The 19,880-nt window shown below is 55.7% G+C and carries 14 protein-coding genes; 8 read left to right on the top strand and 6 right to left on the bottom strand.

Translation table 11 applies throughout. The features are described 5' to 3' along the window. The first annotated feature begins 34 nt into the window (after window positions 1-34). From BFV64_RS00720 to xylR, 3 genes are read left to right on the top strand one after another with little or no spacing between them, the layout of a single operon-like run. The gene (locus tag BFV64_RS00720) at window positions 35-1,576 is read left to right on the top strand and encodes a xylose ABC transporter ATP-binding protein (protein WP_063614450.1); all 1,542 of its coding nucleotides are present in this window, start codon (window positions 35-37) and stop codon (window positions 1,574-1,576) included. Beyond that, window positions 1,554-2,735 (top strand): xylose ABC transporter permease XylH, encoded by a 1,182-nt coding sequence (xylH, locus tag BFV64_RS00715; RefSeq protein WP_069601610.1) that lies wholly within the window; start codon window positions 1,554-1,556, stop codon window positions 2,733-2,735. The genes BFV64_RS00720 and xylH overlap by 23 nt, the downstream gene beginning before the upstream one ends. Before the next feature lie 33 nt (window positions 2,736-2,768). Further along, window positions 2,769-3,947 (top strand): D-xylose utilization transcriptional activator XylR, encoded by a 1,179-nt coding sequence (gene xylR, locus BFV64_RS00710; RefSeq protein WP_014882033.1) that lies wholly within the window; start codon window positions 2,769-2,771, stop codon window positions 3,945-3,947. Between the two features lie 38 nt (window positions 3,948-3,985). Here the strand turns inward: xylR and BFV64_RS00705 are convergent, their stop codons facing one another. Further along, window positions 3,986-4,810, bottom strand: coding sequence for a protein bax (locus BFV64_RS00705; RefSeq protein ID WP_014882032.1), 825 nt, complete (start codon window positions 4,808-4,810; stop codon window positions 3,986-3,988). A 314-nt stretch (window positions 4,811-5,124) separates the two neighbouring features. Between BFV64_RS00705 and BFV64_RS00700 the strand changes: the two genes are divergently transcribed. Continuing rightward, window positions 5,125-7,155 (top strand): alpha-amylase, encoded by a 2,031-nt coding sequence (locus tag BFV64_RS00700; protein WP_069601609.1) that lies wholly within the window; start codon window positions 5,125-5,127, stop codon window positions 7,153-7,155. A gap of 243 nt (window positions 7,156-7,398) precedes the next feature. Next, on the top strand, window positions 7,399-8,655 hold the full coding sequence (avtA, locus tag BFV64_RS00695; RefSeq protein WP_014882030.1) for a valine--pyruvate transaminase: 1,257 nt from the start codon (window positions 7,399-7,401) through the stop codon (window positions 8,653-8,655). Between the two features lie 56 nt (window positions 8,656-8,711). Here avtA and BFV64_RS00690 read toward each other — a convergent pair whose 3' ends face one another. Then, the gene (locus BFV64_RS00690; protein WP_069601608.1) at window positions 8,712-9,521 is read right to left on the bottom strand and encodes an AraC family transcriptional regulator; all 810 of its coding nucleotides are present in this window, start codon (window positions 9,519-9,521) and stop codon (window positions 8,712-8,714) included. Between the two features lie 225 nt (window positions 9,522-9,746). On the opposite strand from BFV64_RS00690, the gene BFV64_RS00685 reads away from it, so the two are divergent. Then, entirely contained in the window at window positions 9,747-11,147 is a 1,401-nt protein-coding gene (locus tag BFV64_RS00685; protein ID WP_045282192.1) for an MFS transporter, read from the top strand. A gap of 10 nt (window positions 11,148-11,157) precedes the next feature. Continuing rightward, window positions 11,158-13,107: a glycoside hydrolase family 127 protein gene (locus tag BFV64_RS00680; RefSeq protein ID WP_023331741.1), complete on the top strand. Its 1,950-nt coding sequence runs from the start codon at window positions 11,158-11,160 to the stop codon at window positions 13,105-13,107. 74 nt (window positions 13,108-13,181) lie between these two features. Here the strand turns inward: BFV64_RS00680 and BFV64_RS00675 are convergent, their stop codons facing one another. Then, the gene (locus BFV64_RS00675; RefSeq protein ID WP_014882026.1) at window positions 13,182-13,922 is read right to left on the bottom strand and encodes a MipA/OmpV family protein; all 741 of its coding nucleotides are present in this window, start codon (window positions 13,920-13,922) and stop codon (window positions 13,182-13,184) included. A 116-nt stretch (window positions 13,923-14,038) separates the two neighbouring features. On the opposite strand from BFV64_RS00675, the gene BFV64_RS00670 reads away from it, so the two are divergent. Continuing rightward, window positions 14,039-15,004 carry a LysR family transcriptional regulator gene (locus BFV64_RS00670; protein WP_063161495.1) on the top strand — a complete coding sequence of 322 codons (966 nt, stop codon included), beginning with the start codon at window positions 14,039-14,041 and terminating at the stop codon, window positions 15,002-15,004. Here BFV64_RS00670 and aldB read toward each other — a convergent pair. The 3 genes from aldB to selA all read right to left on the bottom strand — a co-directional run bounded on the left by aldB (window position 15,001) and on the right by selA (window position 19,855). After that, window positions 15,001-16,539: an aldehyde dehydrogenase AldB gene (gene aldB / locus BFV64_RS00665; RefSeq protein WP_014882024.1), complete on the bottom strand. Its 1,539-nt coding sequence runs from the start codon at window positions 16,537-16,539 to the stop codon at window positions 15,001-15,003. The two genes, BFV64_RS00670 and aldB, sit on opposite strands and share 4 nt — an antisense overlap. Window positions 16,540-16,625: 86 nt before the next feature. Next, on the bottom strand, window positions 16,626-18,473 hold the full coding sequence (gene selB / locus BFV64_RS00660) for a selenocysteine-specific translation elongation factor (protein ID WP_045282194.1): 1,848 nt from the start codon (window positions 18,471-18,473) through the stop codon (window positions 16,626-16,628). Further along, entirely contained in the window at window positions 18,470-19,855 is a 1,386-nt protein-coding gene (gene selA, locus BFV64_RS00655; RefSeq protein WP_032635340.1) for an L-seryl-tRNA(Sec) selenium transferase, read from the bottom strand. The genes selB and selA overlap by 4 nt, the downstream gene beginning before the upstream one ends. Between the last annotated feature and the right edge of the window lie 25 nt (window positions 19,856-19,880).

The raw sequence follows: 19,880 nt of genomic DNA, 5'->3' as shown, positions 1-19,880 counted from the left end.
GTACTGTTCTTCCCTCGGGTTATGTGGAGCAGGTATGCCTTATTTACTTGAAATGAAAAGCATCACCAAGCGCTTCGGCGCAGTGAAGGCCGTCGACAACGTCAGCCTCCGGTTGAACCCCGGCGAAGTGGTTTCGCTGTGCGGCGAGAACGGTTCGGGCAAATCAACGTTGATGAAAGTTCTGTGTGGGATCTACCCACACGGCAGTTACGAAGGCGAAATTGTCTTTGCCGGTGAAGTGATCCAGGCGACACACATTCGCGATACCGAACGTAAAGGGATCGCCATTATCCACCAGGAGCTGGCGCTGGTGAAGCATCTCACCGTGCTGGAAAACATCTTCCTTGGAGCCGAGATTTCCCGCCACGGCGTACTGGATTACGACACCATGACGCTCCGCTGTGAAAAGCTGCTGGCGCAGGTGAGCCTCAATATTTCACCGGATACCCGCGTGGGCGATCTGGGTCTGGGGCAACAGCAGCTGGTAGAAATTGCTAAGGCGCTGAACAAACAGGTACGGCTGCTGATCCTCGATGAGCCCACGGCTTCGCTCACCGAACAGGAAACCGCAGTTCTGCTCAATATCATCCGCGATCTGCAAAACCACGGCATCGCCTGTATCTACATTTCGCACAAGCTAAACGAGGTTAAAGCCATTTCGGACACCATCTGTGTCATTCGCGACGGGCAACACATCGGCACGCGCGAAGCGGCAGGCATGAGTGAAGATGACATCATCACCATGATGGTAGGCCGCGAGCTGACGGCGCTCTACCCGAATGAGCCACACGCCAGAGGCGAGGAAGTGCTGCGTGTGGAAAACCTGACCGCGTGGCACCCCGTTAACCGCCACATTAAACGCGTGAATAACGTCTCGTTTTCTCTTCACAGCGGCGAAATTCTCGGGATTGCGGGCCTCGTCGGCGCCGGACGCACGGAGGCCGTAGAGTGTCTCTTTGGCGTGTGGCCCGGGCGCTGGGAGGGGACGATTTATATCGACGGCCAGCCAGTGAAAATCGACAACTGCCAGCAGGCGATTGCCCGCGGCATTGCTATGGTGCCGGAAGATCGTAAAAAAGACGGCATCGTACCGGTCATGGCGGTGGGGAAAAACATCACGCTTGCGGCACTCGATCGGTTCTCCGGCGCGCTGAGCAGCCTGGACGATGCCGCAGAGCAGCAGTGCATTCTTCAGTCGCTTGCCAGGCTGAAGGTCAAAACGTCCTCCCCGGAACTGGCGATTGGCCGCCTGAGTGGCGGTAACCAGCAGAAAGCGATTCTGGCGCGCTGCCTGCTTCTCAACCCACGCATATTAATCCTCGATGAGCCAACGCGCGGGATTGATATCGGTGCCAAATATGAAATCTACAAACTGATTAATCAGCTTGTTCAGCAAGGGATTGCCGTCATTGTCATTTCGTCTGAGTTACCCGAAGTGCTCGGCCTGAGCGACCGCGTGCTGGTGATGCACGAGGGGAAACTGAAAGCCAACCTGATTAACCAGAACCTGACGCAGGAGCAGGTGATGGAAGCCGCTTTAAGGAGCGAACGTCATGTCGAAAAGCAATCCGTCTGATATCAAAGTCGCCGTTCCGACGCCCGGTGCGTTCGCAGGGCTAAAAGCGCTGAACCTGCAGGTTTTCGTGATGATCGCAGCAATTATCGTCATCATGCTGTTTTTTACCTGGATGACCGATGGCTCATACTTAAGCGCGCGTAACGTCTCTAACCTGCTCCGCCAGACCGCCATTACCGGGATCCTGGCCGTAGGCATGGTGTTCGTCATTATCTCGGCAGAAATTGACCTGTCTGTAGGCTCGATGATGGGCCTGCTCGGCGGCGTGGCGGCTATTTTCGACGTCTGGCTTGGCTGGCCGCTGCCGCTGACCGTGGCGGTGACGCTGATACTGGGTCTGGTCCTGGGGGCCTGGAACGGCTGGTGGGTTGCCTACCGCAAAGTCCCGTCGTTTATTGTTACCCTGGCGGGTATGCTGGCCTTCCGTGGGATCTTAATCGGGATTACCAACGGCACTACCGTCTCTCCCACCAGCGCCGCCATGTCGCAAATTGGTCAGAGCTACCTCTCCGATAGCGTGGGCTTTACGATTGGCGTGGTAGGTTTGCTGGCGTTTGTCGCCTGGCAGTGGCGGGGGCGCATGCGTCGTCAGGCGCTGGGGCTGGCGTCACCGGCATCAACCTCCGTGGTAGGACGCCATGCGCTGACTGCGGTCATTGTGCTGGGCGCCATCTGGCTTCTTAACGACTATCGCGGTGTTCCGACACCGGTCCTGCTGCTGGCGCTGTTACTGCTGGGCGGGATGTTTATGGCGACGCGCACCGCGTTTGGCCGCCGCATTTATGCCATCGGTGGCAACCTTGAAGCTGCCCGTCTCTCGGGGATCAACGTCGAGCGCACTAAGCTCGCGGTGTTCGCCATTAACGGCCTGATGGTCGCCATCGCCGGGTTGATCCTCAGTTCGCGTCTGGGTGCCGGTTCGCCCTCCGCAGGTAACATCGCCGAGCTGGATGCGATTGCCGCCTGCGTCATTGGCGGCACCAGCCTCGCCGGCGGTATCGGTAGCGTGGCGGGTGCGGTCATGGGGGCATTTATCATGGCGTCGTTGGATAACGGGATGAGTATGATGGACGTCCCGACGTTTTGGCAGTATATCGTCAAGGGGGCCATTCTTTTGCTGGCAGTCTGGATGGACTCTGCCACCAAGCGACGAGCCTGATAACCGTATTGTGACTTAATTGGGAAGTGAGCCATGTTTGAAAAGCGTCACCGCATTACGTTGTTATTCAATGCCAATAAAGCCTACGACCGTCAGGTCGTTGAAGGCGTGGGTGAATATTTGCAGGCGTCGCAATCCGAGTGGGATATCTTCATTGAGGAAGACTTCCGCACCCGTCTGGAGAACATCAAAGACTGGCTGGGGGATGGCGTCATCGCTGACTATGACGATCCCGTCATTGAACAGCTGCTGACCGACGTCGACGTCCCGATCGTGGGCGTCGGCGGCTCCTACCATTCCCCCGAAAATTACCCGCCGGTTCACTATATCGCCACCGATAATCATGCCCTGGTCGAAGCCGCTTTTCTTCATTTAAAAGAGAAAGGCGTCCATCGTTTCGCGTTCTATGGTTTACCCGCCACCAGCGGCAAGCGCTGGGCAGTCGAGCGCGAGCATGCGTTTTGCCAGCTGGTCGCGCAGGAGAAGTATCGCGGCGTAGTGTATCAGGGGCTGGAGACGGCTCCGGAAAACTGGCAGCACGCGCAAAACCGGCTGGCGGACTGGCTGCAAACGCTGCCCCCGCAAACCGGCATTATTGCCGTCACCGACGCCCGCGCCCGCCACGTGCTGCAGGTCTGCGAGCATTTACATATCCCCGTGCCCGAGAAGCTGTGCGTGATTGGCATTGATAACGAAGAACTCACCCGCTATCTCTCCCGCGTGGCGCTCTCCTCTGTGGCACAGGGCACCCGTCAGATGGGCTATCAGGCAGCGAAGCTGCTGCATCGTCTGCTGGATAAAGAGTCTCTGCCGCTTCAGCGTTTGCTGGTACCCCCTGTCCGCGTCGTGGAGCGTCGCTCAACCGACTATCGTTCCCTGAGTGACCCGGCCGTCATTCAGGCGATGCACTATATTCGCAACCACGCCTGTAAAGGAATTAAGGTCGATCAGGTTCTGGATTCGGTGGGCATTTCTCGTTCGAATCTGGAGAAGCGTTTCAAAGAAGAAGTGGGCGAAACCATTCATGCCGTCATCCATGCGGAGAAACTGGAGAAAGCCCGCAGCCTGCTCATCTCAACATCACTGTCGATCAACGAAATCTCGCAGATGTGCGGTTATCCGTCGCTGCAATATTTCTATTCGGTGTTTCGCAAAGAGTATGACACCACGCCAAAAGAGTATCGGGATCGCCACAGCGAGGTGCTGATATAGAAAAGAAAACGCCTTCATTTAGAAGGCGTTTTTAGTGATTACATATGGGCGGCGATTAAGCGCTGGTTATCCTGGTACATCGCGAACAGATAGTTGTTATAGCTCTGTCCCTTCGTCGAATAACCCTTCAGCTTGTGGATCATCGTACTGGCCGTCACTTCCTGATCCGCTTTACGCAACTGAGCACGTGATTTACGGAAGGATGAGTAGGCCGGGTGCGTGTTCAGATTGACCACATAGGCACCCACGGAATCTTTAACTGATTCAAACTGAGAATAGCCTTTCACCTTGCCAGGCGCATTATTACAACGACCTTTCACACACTTCATACCGAAAAGATTGTTGTTATTACGCGCCAGCTTTGACGTTCCCCAGCCGCTTTCGGCTGCCGCCATGGTCGCAACCATGCTATTCGGGATGATATCGACACGTTCAAGGAGAGCATTCCACGGCACACGACGGGTGTTACCGTTCCAGCTCAGCTTGTAGCGCTTCGTGATATCTTTCAGACGCGCGCGTTCTGAAGGCGACCAGCGGCTATCGTACTGTTTGGAAATCAGCCAGTTACGATCCGCAGTAATCGCGGCATTTTGACTCGTGATGTAAGGCATTACCGTCCGGAGAAACGCTTTTTTCCTTGGTGTTCCGGAAGGGTATTTTCGCAAATCAGGAAGTGAACTACTCTTTGCACTATTGCGAGAATACTCTTGTTTACTGCTAACCTTACTACTTGTCGTCTTTATTACGTGGGCTTTCTTACTCGTTGTATCCGTGTGCGTCTTCGCAAGCACCTCACCTGAAAATGCCATGGTGAGTAACATGAGTATCGCAGCCCCATATCGTCGAATGGGAGTCGATATCATTAGGTCTCCTGGTCGGATGTCATCATCCTAACACCTTATTTTTTTCACAAATTTGAGAGCGGAATCTCAAATCATATCAAAAATAGACTTCAAGAGCACGTATAGAAATAGTCCAAATCCGAAACTATGTCACCTGAAACTTGCTTATAAAAACAGCACTCCTGAAAATTTGTGCGCGATATCGCAGATAACTGCCTAATTTTGCGCGGGATCACTCATCCTCACACGTCCTCCTGGCAGAAAGCGCTGGAGGATGAGTTTTTACCCCCCGCCTGATGGCAAACTGGTTAAAAATGCCGCGACAGGAAAATGGAATGAAACGCACCGCTCTGGCTTTTCTGATGCTACCCACACTGGCACACGCTGACTGGTCATCACCGGGGTTTAATAGTTTTAGCGCCGAAGGCACCGGGATTTTCACCAGCCAGGCAAAGCTTGCGAAGGGTACGCGTCCTATTACGCTGAGTTTTGACAAGACGTGCTGGCAGCCATCAGAGGCGATAAAACTCAATGAGATGCTGTCGCTCAAACCCTGCGATGGCACGCCGCCGCAGTGGCGCCTTTTCCGCGACGGTGAATATCAGATGCGGATTGATACTCGCTCCGGCACGCCCACAATGCTGCTGACAATTCAGAGTGCAGCAGAACAACCGGTGGCAACCGCTATCCGCCAGTGTCCGAAGTGGGATGGTAAACCGCTGACGCTGAACGTTAGCGATACTTTCCCGGAAGGGACAGTAGTGCGTGATTTCTACAGCAAACAGACTGCGACGGTACAGAACGGAAACATTACCCTGCAGCCCGCCGCTGGCAGTAATGGCCTGCTGCTGCTTGAGCGCGCCGAAACGGACAAACCCGCACCGTTTAGCTGGCAGAACGCCACCGTCTATTTTGTCCTGACCGACCGATATGTGAACGGTGACCCGAGCAACGACAACAGCTATGGCCGCCATAAAGACGGCATGCAGGAGATTGGCACCTTCCACGGTGGCGACCTCAAGGGACTTGCCAGCAAGCTCGATTATTTACAGCAACTGGGGGTGAATGCGCTCTGGATAAGCTCTCCGCTTGAGCAAATCCACGGCTGGGTAGGCGGGGGGACCAAAGGGGATTTCCCTCACTATGCGTATCATGGCTATTACACCCAGGACTGGACAAAGCTTGATGCCAACATGGGTACCGAAGAAGATTTGCGCCATCTTGTCGATGAAGCACACAAGCGTGGTATCCGCATCCTGTTCGATATCGTCATGAACCACACGGGCTACGCGACGCTAGCAGACATGCAGGCGTATCAGTTTGGCGCGCTGTATTTACAGGGTGATGAGCTGAAAAAAACGCTGGGTGAACACTGGACAGACTGGAAGCCAGGTGCAGGCCAAACCTGGCACAGCTTCAATGACTACATTAACTTCAGCGACAAAGCCGCATGGGAAAAATGGTGGGGCAAGAAATGGATCCGTACCGACATCGGTGATTACGACAACCCTGGCTTTGATGATTTGACGATGTCGCTGGCGTTCCTGCCCGACCTGAAAACGGAATCCACCGTCCCTTCCGGGTTACCCAATTTTTATCAGCACAAACCCGATACCCACGCGAAGGCCATCCCGGGATATACCCCGCGCGACTATCTGACTCACTGGCTCAGCCAGTGGGTACGAGACTACGGCATCGACGGTTTTCGGGTCGATACCGCGAAGCACGTCGAGCTTGCGGCCTGGCAGCAGCTAAAAGATCAGACAAGTCAGGCACTGGCGGCCTGGAAAGGGGCGAACCCGGACAAAAAGCTCGACAACGCACCGTTCTGGATGACCGGGGAATCCTGGGGTCACGGGGTGATGCAGAGTGATTATTACCGCCACGGTTTCGATGCGATGATCAACTTTGATTATCAGGAGCAGGCGGCAAAGGCGGTGAACTGCCTGGCCGATATCGACCTGACGTGGCAGCAGATGGCAGAAAAGCTGCAAAGCTTCAACGTTCTGAGCTACCTCTCCTCCCATGACACACGCCTGTTCCGCGAAGGTGGTCAGCGCGCGGCTGAGCTGCTCCTGCTGGCACCGGGCAGCGTACAAATCTATTACGGGGATGAATCCGAACGTCCGTTCGGCCCGACGGGCTCCGACCCGCTTCAGGGCACCCGTTCGGATATGAACTGGCAGGATGTCACGGGCACGCAGGCGTCAACCGTCGCCCACTGGCAAATGCTGGGTCAGTTCCGCGCCCGTCACCCGGCGATCGGCGAAGGCAAGCAAACCACGCTGTCGCTGAAAGAAGGGTATGGCTTTGTGCGCGAGCACAAGGGCGATAAAGTCATGGTGGTATGGGCTGGTAATCAATAATCCCCCCTCACCCTAACCCTCTCCCCACAGGGGAGAGGGAACCGCACGGAGCCGTCTTTTCCCCCTCGCCCCTTTGGGGAGAGGGCCGGGGTGAGGGGAGAAAAAACCGCCAGAACAATTCACTGAATAAATCCTTACCCGCCACACAAAACAACAAATCCGACCACACCACCCGATTTGCACCAACACGGTGCTAGCGTTATGGTTACCCACTTTCAAAATAAGCTCGACAGATCACCTGCTATGACGTTTTCACTTTTCGGCGACAAATTCACCCGCCATTCAGGCATTACTCGCCTGATGGAGGACCTCAACGACGGGCTGCGCACACCGGGCGCAATCATGCTCGGCGGCGGAAACCCGGCTCAAATTCCGGAGATGAATACCTATTTCCAGACGCTGCTCGCTCAGATGCTGGAAAACGGCAAAGCGACCGATGCGCTCTGCAATTACGACGGTCCTCAGGGCAAAACTGAACTGCTGGCGCTTCTCGCTGGAATGCTGCGTGACGAGCTGGGCTGGGATATCGAACCACAGAATATTGCACTAACAAACGGCAGCCAGAGCGCGTTTTTCTACTTGTTTAACCTGTTCGCTGGACGTCGCGCCGACGGCACGACCAAAAAAGTGCTGTTCCCGCTGGCCCCGGAGTATATCGGCTATGCCGATTCCGGTCTGGAAGAGGATCTGTTCGTCTCCGCACGCCCTAACATTGAGCTGCTGCCGGAAGGCCAGTTCAAATATCACGTCGATTTTGAACATCTGCATATCGGTGAAGAGACGGGCATGATCTGCGTCTCCCGTCCGACTAACCCGACGGGCAACGTCATTACCGACGACGAGCTGATGAAGCTGGATGCGCTGGCAAATCAGCACGGCATTCCGCTGGTGATCGATAACGCCTACGGCGTGCCGTTCCCGGGCATTATCTTCAGCGAAGCGCGTCCGCTGTGGAACCCGAATATCGTTCTGTGTATGAGCCTCTCTAAGCTGGGCCTGCCGGGTAGCCGCTGCGGCATCATCATCGCCAACGAGAAAATCATCACCGCCATTACCAATATGAACGGCATTATCAGCCTTTCACCGGGCGGCATCGGTCCGGCAATGATGTGTGAAATGATTAAGCGCAACGACCTGCTGCGTCTGTCTAACGAGGTTATCAAGCCGTTTTATTATCAGCGCGTTCAGGAAACCATCGCGACGATTCGCCGCTACCTGCCGGAAGAGCGCTGCCTGATCCACAAACCTGAAGGGGCGATTTTCCTCTGGCTGTGGTTTAAGGACCTGCCGATCACCACCGAACTGCTCTACCAGCGTCTGAAAAAACGCGGTGTGTTGATGGTGCCGGGTGATTACTTCTTCCCGGGTCTGGATAAGCCGTGGCCGCACACGCACCAGTGCATGCGTATGAACTACGTGCCCGATCCGGAAAAAATTGAAGCGGGCGTCAAAATTCTCGCCGAAGAAATCGAAAAAGCCTGGCGCGAAGACGGTCAGTGACGCGTTACGCCAGATGATGCTGCACAGCGGGCATAATCTGGCGACCCCGAGGCAGGTCAACCAGAATTAATATGCTCTTTACAGTACCGCCGTTTCCAGACGGCGGGCGTTAGACCGGTGTGCTTAGAAAAAATCTGTCGAAAATAGCCCACATCATTAAAACCGCAGCGTGTCGCTACTTCGGTTAATGATGCGGCCTCGTTGAGCAGTAATTTTTCTGCCGCCCGGACACGCTGGCGATGAATGGCCTCCGTCAGGGTTAAATGAAATGTCCGGCGAAATACTCGCCCAAGGTAATCCGCATTGCAGTGCAGCTCTTTTGCCAGTAGCGACGTTGAAAGCGGTAAATGAAACTGTGTGCGAATAAGCTGTTTCGCCTTCCACGCCATGGCCGCACCGGCTTCATTGCCGCTGTCTTCATATCCGGAAGGACGGGAAATTTGCTGTAAGATCAGCAGTAAAATGATTTCAAGCGCCATGGTTCGCTGTAATTTCTCCTGCTCGCTTAAGAACTGGCGGAAAAGAGAAATGACAGACTGGGCGTCCCTCACGCGACAATGCTGTTCTATCGCCAGATTGGGTTGTGAAGAGGGGTAATGTTCAATCTCAAAATGCAGCCAGTAAAATTTAAGATCGACAGAGAATTCGCCTACGCCCACGTGTCGCCTGTCAGGCCAAAGCAGTAACGTCTCCCCTGCACGCACCTCAAACACCGTATTTTCTTCCTGGATCGTTAATGTCCCTTTTTCGACAAAAATAATCTCCCACGATGTTAATTTCCGCGCAGGATGGCGACCCACGCCCCGGGAAATAAATAGGCCGCCATTTTGGACCTTAATCGGAAGCGCTATGGATAATTCGAGCATGGATATTCACCATTCCGCTTTTATTGCCATCAATATTCAATTTACGCATTGATTATTAACTAATATCTGAATAACTGTCCGATCGAAATCACATTTTCTTCATCAGGTCGGAATCGTCACCTTTTTATACTTTTCCCTTCCCTTGTTGGCCTTGCCGTTCAATGCAGAATAAATGGGTACCTTGCATAAATACGATAATAAATTCGTTCATCGAGGAGTTACTTCATGACTTCCACACCGATTACTGAATCAGACGTGACACAAGGGGCGGCAGATGACCGGCTGTCCGTCCGCGAAAAAATTGGCTACGGCCTGGGTGATGCGGGCGGGACGGTAATTACCTGCCTGATCATGAATTTCCTGACCTTTTTCTATACCGATGTCTTTGGCCTCACTCCCGCGCTCGTGGGCACGCTATTTATTGCTCTTCGTGTGTTTGATGCCATCTCCGATCCGGTGATGGGCGTGATTGCTGACCGCACGCAGAGCCGCTGGGGACGTTTTCGTCCCTGGCAGCTATGGGTGGCGCTCCCCATCGGGGTTATTGGCGTGCTGACGTTCACCGTACCGGAAGCCAGCATGGGGGTGAAAATCGCCTGGGCGTTTGGTACCTATTTGCTGTTGTCCGTTGGTTATACCGCCATTAACGTGCCCTACTGCGCGCTGATTAACACCATGACTACCCGACACAACGAGGTGATCGCCTGCCAGTCATGGCGCTTTGTGCTGTGCGGCGTGGCGGGATTTCTGGTCTCTGTGGGATTGCCATGGCTGGTCGCGGAGCTCGGTCAGGGCGATGCCGCAAAGGGTTATCAGCTTGGCGTCGGCGTCCTGTGTGCTGTCGCCGTGGTGATGTTTCTCTGCTGCTTCTTCTGGGTTCGCGAGCGCGTCCCGCTGGCGCTGATGGGTAAATTCACCTTACGCGAGCACCTTGCGGGCCTGCGTAAAAACGATCAACTGCTCCTGATGCTGGTAATGTCGTTTCTGCTGATCAACGTTTTCAACATTCGCGGCGGCGGATACATGTACTTCATCACCTACGTCCTGCAGGGCAGCACGGCCTATACCTCGCTCTTTTTCACGATGGTGACTTTTGCGGCCATTCTGGGTGCGGTGATCGTCAATCCGCTGTCGCGCCGTATTGATACCGTCAAACTCTACTACTACACCAACCTGGTGCTCGCTGCGCTTGCGGTGGGCATGTGGTTTCTGCCGGGAGGCCCGGCGCACCAGACGCTCTGGCTGGTGATTATTTTAAGCAACGGCGTGATCCTCGGTTTTACCCTGCCACTGCACTTCTCGCTGATGGCTTTTGCCGATGACTACGGTGAATGGAAAAACGGCGTGCGCTCATCGGGCATGAACTTCGCCTTCAACCTGTTTTTCATCAAGCTCGCATGGGCATCCAGCGCCGGGATCATCAGCCTGGTGTTTATCACCGTAGCCTATCAGCCGGGCATGGGTAACCAGACGCCAGCCTCGTTACAGGGCATCACCGCCATGGAGACACTGCTGCCTGCCCTTTTCCATCTGCTGCTGGCGGTCACTATCCGCTGGTGCAGGCTTAACAATCCACTAATGTCGCGCATTGCCACCGATCTGCGCCAGCGTCATGTCCCTTCCTGAGGAGAATACGATGTCCGTAATGGAACCCGATCTGCACCAACTGAAAATCAATGACCCGTTTCTCGGGCAGTATCAACGACTGGTCCGTGATGTGGTGATCCCCTACCAGTGGGATGCGCTGAACGATCGCGTGGCAGAGGCTGAACCCAGCCACGCCATTACCAACTTCCGCATTGCCGCGGGTCTGGAAGAGGGTGAATTCTACGGGATGGTGTTTCAGGACAGCGACGTGGCGAAATGGCTGGAGGCCGTGGCGTGGTCGCTATGCCAGAAACCGGATGCTGAACTGGAAAAAACCGCCGACGAGGTCATTGAACTGATTGCCGCAGCACAGTGTGAAGATGGCTATCTCAATACGTACTTTACGGTTAAGGCCCCCGAGGCGCGCTGGACCAATCTGGCCGAATGCCACGAGCTGTACTGCGCCGGGCATATGATTGAGGCTGGCGTGGCCTGGTTTCAGGGAACCGGTAAACGCAACCTGCTGGATGTGGTGTGCAGGCTGGCAGACCATATCGACAGCGTGTTTGGCCCTGGCGAAACGCAGCTGCACGGTTATCCTGGCCACCCGGAAATCGAGCTGGCGCTGATGCGGCTGTACGACGTCACGGAGGAACCACGCTACCTCAATCTGGTGAAATACTTTATTGAGGAACGCGGCGCCCAGCCTCACTTCTACGATATCGAGTACGAGAAGCGTGGCAAAACGTCATACTGGAATACCTATGGACCTGCGTGGATGGTCAAGGACAAAGCCTACAGCCAGGCACATCAACCTCTTGCTGAACAACAAACGGCCATCGGCCATGCGGTACGCTTTGTCTACCTGATGGCGGGCATGGCGCATCTGGCGCGCCTGAGCGGCGACGAAGGTAAACGCCAGGACTGCCTGCGGCTGTGGAATAACATGGCGCAGCGCCAGCTGTACATTACCGGCGGGATTGGCTCGCAAAGTAGCGGCGAGGCATTCAGCAGCGATTACGATCTGCCCAACGATACGGTGTACGCGGAAAGCTGCGCCTCCATTGGCCTGATGATGTTTGCCCGCCGGATGCTCGAGATGGAGGCAGACAGCCACTACGCCGACGTGATGGAGCGCGCGTTATACAACACGGTACTCGGCGGCATGGCGCTGGACGGAAAACACTTCTTCTATGTGAACCCGCTGGAGGTACATCCGAAAACGCTGGCGTTCAACCATATCTACGATCACGTGAAGCCCGTCCGCCAGCGATGGTTCGGCTGCGCCTGCTGTCCGCCGAATATCGCCCGCGTGCTGACCTCACTGGGACATTACATTTATACCGTTCGCCCGGATGCCCTGTTGATCAACCTGTATGTGGGGAACGATGTCGCCATACAGATTGATGAAAACACACTCCGGCTACGTATTAGCGGTAACTATCCGTGGCAGGATCAGGTGACCATCGAAATAACCTCGCCTGTTCCGGTGACTCACACGCTGGCCCTGCGGCTGCCGGACTGGTGCGCCGAACCGGCTGTTTCGCTGAATGGTGAACGCGTCACTGGTGAGGTCGTTCGTGGATATCTTTACCTCAACCGTTGCTGGCATGAGGGCGACACGCTGACTCTGACACTCCCTATGCCGGTTCGCCGCGTGTACGGTAACCCGCAGGTGCGCCAGCAGGCAGGTAAAGTCGCGCTTCAGCGCGGGCCCCTGGTTTACTGTCTGGAAGAAGCTGATAACGGCGCAAATCTGCATAACCTCTCTTTGCCTGAAAACAGTGCGTTCCGGGTATTTGAAGGCAAAGGCATTTTCGCGCACAAAATGTTGATACAGGCGGAGGGGCGCGGTTATCACGTGAAGGATACGGATGCGCTGTGGCAGTACGATCGCTCGCCGGTACAGCGTCAGCCCCAGACGCTGACCTTTATTCCCTGGTTCAGTTGGGCAAACCGGGGAGAAGGGGAGATGCGGATATGGGTGGATGAAGGCTGAATATTTGCGGTCTGTTGCCCTCCCCCCGGACTGTACACACCCACGGGGAGAGGGAGTAAACCGGCTTTAACGTATCAGAAGCGCCAGGTCAGCCCGGTCATCAGCACGAAGCTGTCGTCGCGGTCGATCATCGGGCTGTTCTTCACGTCGTCAGGCAACACGGTGTAGACCGCGCTGGCGTTAAGGTACAGCTTCTGAGTTAACTGATATTTAGCCGCCAGGCCAACGTATGGCGTCCAGCTGTCACCGGCGGTGTATTGCTTCAGACCTGAGCGGCGAGACTCGTTGCCGGATACGCCGTAGTAGTAGTCGTTATAGCTTTCGTCGGTATAAAAAACACCCACAGATGGCGTCAGGGTCAGACGTTCCATCCTGATGGGTCGAAAGTAGGAGACTTCTCCAATCATGCCGCCGCTTTCATCCGTGGCATCGCCAGAGACCGCCACTTTCAAAGAACCCCAGCTTTCGTGGTGATAGTACGCGCCACCGAGGAAAGCGGACGCCTTACGCTCATCAAGCTGTTTCATCTGATGGTCGTCATTGTCATCGGGATCAAAATGCAGCGGCATCCACGATGCGGTCAGGCTGAGTTCATTTTTTGCGTCTTTCCACAGGATCCAGCCGCCCGTGGTCTGGCGCACATAGAAACGATCGCTTTCGTAACTGATTAACGGCACCGCAGTGGTATTTTCGTTATATCCCTTATAAGGCGACTCATTAAATACAGCCCCCGCCCCTATTGAAAAGTCACCGGCCATCGCAGATGTGGCTGCAAATAACGTGGCAGCGATAAGTAAATTGTATTTAATAGTCATCAAAGTAATCCATTTAAACGCCAAACAAGCGGGGCGAATAATAATGGTTACAAATTTGCCAATGCAACGCTGCGGTTTATATAATATTATATATATAATGATATAGATGGGTGCGCATGATGAGTAAATTACAACTAAAACCACGCGAATTAAAAATAATCTCCGTCATCGCCGCCACTCACAGCATTGGTGATGCTGCTGCCCTGTTGGGTATGGCGCAGGCTAACGTCAGTAAATATCTCTCTGATTTTGAAGCGCGGGTTGGACTAAAGGTTTTTGAGCGCACGACCCGTCAGCTTGCGCTTACTCAGTTTGGTGAATCGTTACTTCCCTATATTGACGCTTCGCTGGACAAAAACGATCAGCTCGTGAATTTCATTGCCGATTATAAGCATGAAAAGCGGGGCAAAGTGACCCTTTACGCGCCCACGGGAATTGTCACCTACCTCGCGCGCCATGTCATCCATCAGATAAAAGACATCGGCGACATTCGTATCTCCCTGAAAACGTACAACCTGGACCGCAATGAATTTTCAGAAGGCGTTTCCTTCCCGGATGACTGCGATATTTTAATTACCTATGCACAACCAAAAGATGGAAATCTGGTCGCCAGCGTATTAACAAAATATTCCGTTACGGCATTCGCCACTCAGGAATATTTAAATAATCATCCGTTAGCCGGACCTGACGATTTAATTAATCACTCATGTATTCTGATCGATTCCATGCTGGTCGACGATGCAAATATCTGGCGTTTTCGTACCCATGGTAGTGATAACGTGCAAGATTACAGGGTGACCGGAAATTATATTTGTGACAATACGCAGACGGCGCTGGAGCTGGCAAGAAATAACCTTGGGATCGTATTCGCACCTAAAGAGAGCCTGAAAAAAGAATTAGCGCAAGGCATGCTGGTTCCCTGCTTCCCGCATCAGGAAGAGTGGTGGCTCGATCTGACCGCGATATTCCGCAAACGTGAATACCAGCCCTGGCGTGTGCAGTACGTCCTTGATGGCGTCCTCAATTGCCTGCGCCAGCAAATTGCTCAGGCCGCCCAGGGACGGCCTGAGCAGGGCGACTAGAACAGGCCCAGCGGTTTATCGGAGTAGCTGACCAGCAAACATTTCGTCTGCTGGTAATGCTCCAGCATCATCTTGTGGGTTTCACGCCCGATGCCGGATTGCTTATAACCCCCAAATGCGGCGTGTGCCGGATAGGCGTGATAGCAGTTGGTCCAGACGCGCCCGGCCTGAATGCCCCGGCCCATTTTATAGGCCAGATTACCGTTGCGGCTCCAGACGCCTGCCCCCAGGCCATACGGCGTGTCGTTGGCAATCTCCAGTGCCTCCTCCATCGTTTTGAAGGTGGTCACCGCCAGCACCGGTCCGAAAATCTCCTCCTGGAAGACGCGCATGTTGTTCTTGCCAAACAGGATCGTCGGCTCAAGGTAATACCCGTCCTGCAGATCGCCACCAAGTACCTTACGGCGGCCGCCGGTCAGGATATCTGCGCCCTCTTTCTTGCCGATATCAATGTAGTTGAGGATGGTCTCCAGCTGTCCATGTGAGACCTGCGCCCCCATCTGCGTAACGTTATCGAGCGGGTTCCCGCTGCGGATAGATTCGACGCGGCGAATGGCGCGCTCCATGAAGCGTTCATAGATAGACTCCTGCACCAGCGCGCGACTCGGGCAGGTACAGACTTCACCCTGGTTAAACGCAAACAGCGCAAACCCTTCCAGGGCTTTATCAAAGAAGGCATCCTCTTCTTCCATCACGTCTGCAAAGAAGATGTTCGGGGATTTTCCCCCGAGCTCAAGCGTCACCGGAATGATGTTCTGGGTGGCGTACTGCATGATCTGCTGGCCCACTTCCGTCGACCCGGTAAATGCCACTTTGGCGATACGTTTAGACGTAGCCAGATACTCCCCTATCTCGCCACCCGCACCGTTCACCACGTTAATCACGCCCGGCGGCAGGAGATCGCCAACGATTTCCATCAGCAGCAGAACCGAAAGCGGGGTCAGACGCGCCGGTTTGAGCACAATGCAGTTGCCTGCTGCCAGCGCGGGCGCCATTTTCCAGCTCGCCATCAGCAGCGGGAAGTTCCACGGAATAATTTGCCCTACCACGCCCAGCGGTTCGTGGAAGTGATACGCCACGGTGTCGCTGTCGACCTCGCTGATTCCGCCCTCCTGAGCGCGAATACAGGAGGCAAAATAGCGGAAGTGGTCAATGGCCAGCGGCACGTCTGCCGCCATCGTTTCCCGGATCGGCTTGCCGTTATCCCAGGTTTCTGCCGTCGCCAGCAGTTCCAGATTCTGCTCCATCCGGTCAGCGATTTTGAACAGAATGGCTGCCCGATCCTGAACGGAGGTATGCCCCCATTTGTCTTTCGCGTTGTGCGCCGCATCCAGCGCCAGATCGATATCGCGCTTGCCGGAGCTGGCTATTTCACACAGCGGCTGGCCGGTAACGGGGGTCAGGTTGGAATAGTATTCGCCGTCGACGGGGGCCACCCAGTCGCCGCCAATAAAGTTGTCATAACGAGGCTTTAGCTTGAGGGGAAAACCATACTCGCCAGGCTGGATACGCGAAGAGGGAGGATTGTTTGTCATGACCGTCTCCTTGCTGTTGGTGTACAACAAGGGTAGTCCCGGCTGGCGATTTTCTCGCCAACCGGTAACGGTGTTTACGACGGGGGTCACGGAGTTTCAGGAAATAATAACGAATCTCGCAGAACATGGTCGTTACCGCGGCGACGCGTAAACCCAATACGATTGAAATATTCCAGGATCTGAATCGCCAGCTTGCGCCCTACGTTCAGCCGATCGCGAAAATCGGCTGCACAGGTAGAGCCGCGCGCCTGATCCAGCTCGCGGATCAGGTTAGCAAACGCCACAATGCGATCGTTACGGTAATAACGATCTTTCACGATCGCAACTATCAGCCCCTGCTGCGCCGCGTGGCGTAATACCTGACGCATCGCCTGCTCGTCGGTGTTCGTTTCGCGCGCCAGATCGCGAACCCACCACGGCTCATCACCAAACAGCGAAGCCACTTTCTGCCAGATAACCTCCTGCTCTGCGGTGAATCCGGCTTTGTGATCCGGCAGGTGCAGCCAGCCGTGGTGGCTTTTAATCACCCCGCTTTCGCGCATGTTTTCAATCAGCAGCAGCACCAGCGCATCGTCTTCCATCGGCAGCGCCATGCGGCGCAGACGCTCACGCCCCGGACCAGGCTCATCCTGATGCTGTTCATGATACGTCGCGAGAGTGGTGAGTATTTTGCGCTGCCAGCGTGCGGCAACCGGGGCATTCAACAGGCTATTACCGGCCTGAATAAAGCCCGGCTGCCGGGTCAGCGGGTCTAATCCTTCCCTGCTCAGCTGGCGTGCCCAGGCAAAATCACCCAGGTTCACCGCACCGCGATCGAGATGCACCCGCAGCGCGGCGTTATCATCAGGGGCCTGTGCCAGCGCGGCCAGCCATTGCAGATATTCCGGTTTACGCTTGCCGCGTCGCGGCGAGTTAAGCGCCACCACCCGTGCCCCGGCCAGCGTTTCCCGCGCGGAGATATCCCGCAGAACCAGACGGTCGTTGTCTGCAAGCCAGAGCGGTGAATCGAAAACCAGTTCAGCAAGATCGTTTTCCAGCAGCGACACGCGTCCGGTGATATGGCTGGCCGCGTGGTGAATATGCAGCGGCTGCCACTGAGTCAGCGGCACATTCGTCTGCAGAGAGACAATCACGCGTTCAGACGGCTCTGGCGGAGCATCGGCCAGCAGCCAGTCGCCGCGGTTAAGCTGCTCTTTTTCCGCATCTCCGGCAATATTCAGCGCGATCCGCTGCCCGGCATGCGCCTGCTCTGCGGGCTGGTTCTGTGCATGTAAGCCGCGCACGCGCATCGGTTTGTTAACGCCCGTCAGCCACAGGCTATCGCCCACCTTCACTTCACCACTCAACGCGGAACCGGTGACCACCAGGCCCGCCCCTTTTACGGTAAATGCCCGATCAATCGCCAGACGGAAGCGATGATGACTTGCGTGGTCACGTGACGTCAGTTGCTGCAAATGGTGACGAAGTTCGTCGATGCCGCGGCCTTCGGTGGCCACGGTGACAAAAATCGGCGCATCGGCAAAACCATACTCCCGTAAGGTGGCCTGCACCCCTTCGCGCACCTCGCCGACGCGCGCGTCATCCACGCGGTCAGCTTTCGTCAGCGCTACGGTCAGCTGCGGGTTGCCGGTCAGCTGGAGGATTGCCAGATGCTCGCGGGTTTGCGCCATCACGCCGTCATCGCAGGCCACGACCAGCAGGGCATGATCGATACCCCCCACCCCCGCCAGCATGTTAGACAGAAACTTCTCGTGCCCTGGTACATCAATAAAACCCAGCACGCGGCCGTCTGGCTGGGGCCAGTAGGCATAGCCCAGGTCGATAGTCATGCCGCGCTTTTTCTCTTCCGGCAGACGATCGGCGTTTATGCCAGTAATCGCCTGCAGCAACGTAGTTTTTCCGTGGTCGACATGACCGGCGGTGGCAATAATCATTTCATCAACATCTCCAGAAATCGCTCTTCATCATCAAGGCAACGCAGATCCAGCCACATTCGTCCATCGTAAATCCGCCCGATAACCGGCACAGGCATGGCGCGCCAGCGTAACGACAGGGCCTCCAGGTGGCTGCCGCGCCCGTCACGCGGGGTAAACGTGAGCGCTTCGCTCGGCAGCCTGTCCACCGGCAGCGAACCGCTGCCAATCTGCGACTGGCAGGGCTCAATCCGAACGTCAAAATCAGGGTAGTGCGGGGCGATGCGCGGCAGCAATAACTCGGCCTGCGCACGAATCGAGGCGGCATCACGGGTTAAGAGACGCAGCACAGGCAGGCGGTCGGCCAGCTTCTCCGGATGGAGATAGAGCCGCAGCGTCGCATCCAGCGCGGCAAGGGTCATTTTATCGGCTCGCAGGGCGCGCTTGAGCGGATGCTGCTGCAGCCGGGCAATCAGCTCGCGTTTGCCGACGATAATCCCGGCCTGCGGCCCGCCCAGCAGTTTGTCGCCGGAAAAACTCACCAGGCTGACGCCCGCCGCAATCATCTCTTGCGGCATCGGTTCTTTTGGCAAGCCGTACTGGCTCAGGTCCACCAGCGAACCGCTGCCGAGATCGGCAATCACCGGGAGATTCAGTTCGCGCCCAATCTCCGCCAGCTCGGCCTCATCAACCGTTTTGGTGAAGCCTTCAATCTGATAATTGCTGGTGTGAACCTTCATCAGCAGGGCGGTGTTTTCATTCACCGCTGCGCGATAATCTTTCGCATGGGTACGGTTGGTGGTACCGACCTCATGCAGCGTGCAGCCCGCCTGGCGCATCACGTCCGGGATGCGAAACGCCCCGCCAATTTCCACCAGCTCGCCGCGGGATACCACCACCTCTTTGCCACTGGCGGTGGCCGCCAGCATTAGCAGCACCGCTGCGGCGTTGTTATTCACAATGCAGGCATCTTCTGCACCGGTCAGCTGGCACAGCAGATCCGCCAGGGCACGATCGCGATGCCCGCGTCCTGCGCCGTCCAGATCGTACTCCAGCGTCACCGGCGTTCGCATGGCCTGCCCGACCGCAGCCACGGCCTCTTCCGCCTGCTGCGCGCGGCCCAGGTTGGTGTGCAGCACGGTACCGGTAAGGTTGATCACCGGGCGTAATGCGCTTTGCGCGTTCTTGTCCAGCCGATGTTCCACTTCCAGCTCCCACTCGCTACACCAGTCGGGCAAGCTATTTTCTGCCTGAATGGCGCATCGGGCTTCGTCCTGAAGCAGGCGTAACATCTCAACCGTCGCGGTATGGCCGAAACGCTCCACAACAGCATGAATGCGAGGTTCGCGAAGAAGACGATCGGTAGCGGGGATCTGGCTGTAGAGCGAATGATGAGTAGTCATGAAAGCGCCTGGCGAGTAAATATCT

Origin of the sequence: Enterobacter kobei, from assembly GCF_001729765.1 — a bacterium.
Lineage (GTDB): Bacteria > Pseudomonadota > Gammaproteobacteria > Enterobacterales > Enterobacteriaceae > Enterobacter > Enterobacter kobei.
This window is presented reverse-complemented; position numbering and strand designations above follow the sequence as displayed.